Raw genomic sequence first — 4,843 nt, forward strand, 5'->3', positions numbered from 1 at the left:
AGCAAATGCAAATATTTAAGTCGGAAAAACTGCGGATCGGTTTGGTTGTGGACGAATACGGCGATGTGTTGGGATTAGTCTCGCTGGATGATTTGTTGCAAGAAATCCTTGGAGAGTTGATCGCCGAGGAAGCCGATATTAAAGTTCAAAAAGACGGTAGTTTCTTGGTCGATGCCGGTACGACGGTCCGCGAACTCAACCGCATCACAAATTGGCAATTGCCTACCGAAGGTCCCAGAACCTTAAACGGCTTGATTATTGAATACATGGAAACCATCCCGGAGCCGGGAACCAGTATCAAGCTGTACGGACACGTTATGGAAATTCTGAAGCGAGACGATAATACGATCAAACTCGTAAAATGCCATTCACTCGTTTGAAGCGACGCGCAAAAAAAAGGCGCTAACTCAACAGTTACCGCCTCAAAAAATTAGGAAGAAATATAACGCAACTTTAACTGTTAACCGAACGAAAAAGTTAGCATTAGGTTAATCGAGTTATTTTGGATTGAAAATGTGGCATTTTGTCGCAGCAGTATATTTGTTCCTGAATCGCGAATCAGCTTATCTTAACCAACCCTTCCTCTTAAAAAAAACAAACGGCGCCGCCACCGAAATCGTCATTAACACCAGCGCGAACGGATAGCCCAAGGCCCATTGCAATTCCGGCATATAGTCGAAATTCATACCATATATGCTGGCGATCAGCGTCGGCGGCAACATCGCGACTGACGCCACCGAGAATATTTTGATGACTTTGTTCTGGTTAATGTTGATAAAACCGACCGTCGCATCCATCAAAAAATTGATCTTGTCGAACAAAAACGCGGTATGACTGTTTAACGATTCGATATCGCGCAAGATTTGCTGGGCGTCTTCCAGTTGCGTGGTGTTTAACAATTTGCGGCGAATCAAGAACGATACCGCGCGCTGCGTATCGAGCATATTGCGGCGAATCCGGCCGTTCAAATCCTCTTCTTCGGCGATGTCGGCCAGTATGGCCGCCGCCTCCTCATCGCTGATATTTTGACTTAATACTTGCTTGCTGACGTTTTCCAGCTGTGCATAAACGTTTTCCAAGGCATCGGCCGAATACTCGGCCTCCGCGCCGTATAAATCCAGCAACATGTCCTTGCAATCCGATACAAAGCCCGGTTGGGTTCTGGCGCGTAAACGTTGCAACCGAAACACCGGTAACTCCTCGCTACGCACGGAAAACAACATGTCGCCGCGCAACACAAAGGCGACCGGCACACTGCGCGATTTACCCTCCCGATCCAATAAGAAGTCCGAGTGAATATGAATCTCGTGTTGGTCTTCGACGTAAAAGCGGGCGCTGGCTTCCAAATCGGTCAAATCCAGCGGGTCCGGGAGGTCCAGACCGTAGTGCTGCCCAATCAATGCGCGCTGAGCCTTGCTAGGCGCCAAAAGATCGACCCAGATCGGCTTAATCGCCAACAAATCGTGACGGCAGGTAATTGCGACTTTCGACAGGCGTCCGTCGACCAGTTCAAAGGCGCTCATTTGACCGACGCCGCAATGCGGCTCCCGATCACCGACCAACTCTTCCCTCAACGTATCCGACAACTCCCAGAGCACATCGTCCTGACGAGCATCTTCCACTTGTTCCCAAACCAAGCGGGCGTCGTCCAATTCGATCGACTGCAAGATATGCCCGATCTCGACCGCGGACAGTTTGTCCAGCACGCCGCGTAGTTCCACCATGTGCTGTTTTTGCACCAAAGCGGTCACCAGCTTGCGCCTAGGCATGGTTTGATTGCTCAACATGCCTTCTACCAGCTTATGCTTTCTCAACAAATCGTTGACGGTTTGTAGCGACAAGGACGACTCCAAAGGGATTCAGGTCTAAACGGCGGCAAGATCGTCGAACGCACTCGAAACCGGCCAATCAAGTAGTCTTTTGCAAAAATTGGGAGGCCTAAGCCTCCCGTGTCATTGCGCAATACCAAGGGCGCTACCGAGTGCGCCCCGCAACGTCATATCCGTCCGTACTGATCTTCGTAGCGCACAATGTCATCCTCGCCCAAATAACTGCCGGACTGAACTTCAACCATTTCGAGCGGAATGACGCCAGGGTTCTCCAGACTGTGAATCACACCCAAAGGGATGTAAATCGATTCGTTTTCAGACACCAATATTTTTTCGCCGTTCTTGTCGACCCAAGCGGTGCCCTTAACCACCACCCAATGTTCGGCGCGATGATGGTGCTTTTGTACCGACAGCTTCGCGCCTGGCTTGACCACGATGCGCTTGGTCTGGTGGCGATCGCCGCAATCGACCAAGTCATAGTGGCCCCAGGGGCGGTAGACTTTACGATGAACGTTGGCCTCGCTACGTTTCAATTTTTTCAATTGCTCAACCACTTCCTTGACGTCTTGCACCCGGTCCTTGGCGGCAATCATCACCGCGTCGTCGGTTTCGACGACGACCAAGTCGTCAACGCCAATCACCGCAACCAACTTGTTGCTGGAATGTACGAAGGAATTGCGGGTATCGACCGTCAACACATCGCCCTTGATCGCATTGCCCGCGCCGTCCTTGTCGGTGACATCCCACAGCGCGGACCAGGAACCGACATCGTTCCAGCCGGCATCCAACGGTATCACCGCCGCTTTGTCGGTTTTTTCCATGACGGCATAATCGATTGAATCCGAGGGACACGTCGAGAAAATCCGCTTGTCCAGCCGGACAAAGTCCAGATCGGGTTTGGCGGCTTGTAGCGAAGCCCGGCAAACCGCCAACATTTCCGGATTGAAGCGCTCCAGTTCGCGCAGAAAAACACCAGCCTTAAACGCAAACATACCGCTGTTCCAGAAGAATTCGCCGCTATCCAGGTAGCGCTGAGCGGTTTGCGCATCGGGCTTCTCGACAAAAGCGTCGACTTTGTAGGCGGGGCCATAGCGTAGCGAACCACGTTTAATGTAGCCGTACCCTGTCTCGGGTTCGGTTGCGACGATTCCGAAGGTCACCAACAAATCCTGCTCCGCCAATGCGCGTGCCTCCACGGCCGCTTGGTGAAACGCTGCTCGGTCGGCCACCACGTGGTCGGCGGGCAGTACCAGCAAGACATCGTCCTCGGCGGCGCTCAACGCGGCCATCGCCACGGCCGGCGCGGTATTCTTGCCGACCGGTTCCAGAATAATCGCGGCCGGTCTGACGCCGATCTCGCGCAATTGCTCAGCCATCATGAATCGATGATCCTCGTTGCATACCGCGATCGGTGCCTTTAACCCGGCTAAGCCATCCAATCGCAATACCGTTTCCTGAATCATCGTGTAGCCCGAGACCAACGGTAAAAATTGCTTGGGATATTGACCGCGCGACAGTGGCCAAAGTCGTGTTCCTGAACCGCCTGAGAGTATTACCGGAGTCATAGTTTGATTTCCTTGCATCGAAATAAAAAACAGTGGGACTAGTCTAGCATCATGCTTGCATCGGACGTCAACCGGTCAACCGGGGGGAAACACCGCGAGGAAAAATTTTCGGCGATGCACCTTCAAAAAGCACGCTCGGCTCATTCACAACACATAGCCAGGGTTCGTTGCAATCTTGCGCGGCCGTCAGTCAGTTCGTCACCGAGAACCTCGGTATACAAGACAATCAACATTTCCGGATCGGCATTGCCTGTCAATCGTTTAAGCAATTGCCACCATTTCGCGCGATAGTCGCTGGCGGTATTGAAGCTACCGACCCGATACCATCGATAAACAAGCAAGTTTCGGGCCTCGCTTTTCAACAGCGACTCGACCACTTCCCCTGAAGATCCATCCGCCCAACCGACCTGAACTGCTTTTTCGGAAGCGATTCGCCAGACTTTATGTTTTTGCGGCACTAGATAATTTTGCGAATTCACCAATTCACCACCCTGCGATTCATCGCCGAAATTGGCAAAGTACATCGCCACCGTTCCGGAAGGATCGCCAACCACCTTTTGCGCTTCCGCCATGACGCCTTTGAAGGTCGGCTGCCAACCCCATTCAGGCGGCGCTTGCCTGGGGTCGTCACCATCTTTGAGTTGGACTATCTCGGCTGGAATAGCCGCCACTACCGCCTGTTGAGCCGCCAAGCTCTGAAAGGCGACAGGCCAGGCAATCAACCCTACCATCACGGCCATTACCATCGGCCACGGACGCGGATAGCTGTCTACCGGCTCAGGCAACACTTCCGCGGCCGTTGTATCAAAAACAGGCTCTTGGTCCGCCCAAAACGAGCCGACATAAAACAGCAGTAGCATCACTAGGCCGAAGAACAACCAACCGTAAATAATATGATCGACACCCACGGCTAATTTCATACCGCTGAAATGGCCGATCATCACAATCATGTACGCCCGCAGACCATTCGCGAGAATGGGCGTCAAAAAGGACGCCACAATAAACACGGTTCGTTTACGCAAATTGCGGTAATTCAAATAGGCGTAGACCAGACCCAACGTCAATGAAGCGATTAGGTAACGCAAGCCGCTGCAACCTTCCACTACCGACCAACTTCCGGAAGTCAACATAAAAAACATGCCGTCGCGGTAAACGCTCATGCCGGTGAGACGTATCATCCACACCACAAATGTTGCGGTGTATTCCATCATCCAAGGTATGAAGGCTTCCCCAAAAGGCACCATCAAGTACAGAAACAGGATGGGAAACAGCATCTTTTTTACAACCGAGCCGCCCAATATCGCCAAATAGCCGCCGATCAGAATGGTCACGACCGCCCATTGTTCCAACACCAGAACGTGAACCAATTTCGCCACCAACCAAACGAAGCCGCCAATCGCCGTCACCAGCAGCCCTAACCCATCACTCTGGGGCTGTAGGTCGCGGTAA

The 4,843-nt window shown here is 52.3% G+C and carries 4 protein-coding genes; 1 reads left to right on the forward strand and 3 read right to left on the reverse strand.

Annotated features, from left to right (window positions below):
• On the forward strand, positions 1-380 hold a 380-nt coding region (locus tag AC3B8H_RS18580), incomplete at its 5' end, for a transporter associated domain-containing protein (RefSeq protein ID WP_488443021.1).
• 183 nt (positions 381-563) lie between these two features.
• Here AC3B8H_RS18580 and corA read toward each other — a convergent pair.
• From corA to xrtA, 3 genes are all read right to left on the reverse strand, one after another.
• Positions 564-1,841 (reverse strand): magnesium/cobalt transporter CorA, encoded by a 1,278-nt coding sequence (gene corA / locus AC3B8H_RS18585; RefSeq protein ID WP_488443022.1) that lies wholly within the window; start codon positions 1,839-1,841, stop codon positions 564-566.
• A 155-nt stretch (positions 1,842-1,996) separates the two neighbouring features.
• The gene (locus tag AC3B8H_RS18590; RefSeq protein ID WP_488443023.1) at positions 1,997-3,394 is read right to left on the reverse strand and encodes a mannose-1-phosphate guanylyltransferase/mannose-6-phosphate isomerase; all 1,398 of its coding nucleotides are present in this window, start codon (positions 3,392-3,394) and stop codon (positions 1,997-1,999) included.
• A gap of 140 nt (positions 3,395-3,534) precedes the next feature.
• The coding region (gene xrtA, locus AC3B8H_RS18595) for an exosortase A (RefSeq protein ID WP_488443024.1) at positions 3,535-4,843 on the reverse strand (1,309 nt) is incomplete at its 5' end.

The organism is Methylomonas sp. BG-2 (assembly GCF_057766305.1).

What these genes read in the sequence shown, in the direction of transcription:
- AC3B8H_RS18590 (WP_488443023.1), bottom strand. Translation starts at nt 3,394, where the DNA reads ATGACTCCGGTAATACTCTCAGGCGGTTCAGGAACACGACTTTGGCCA.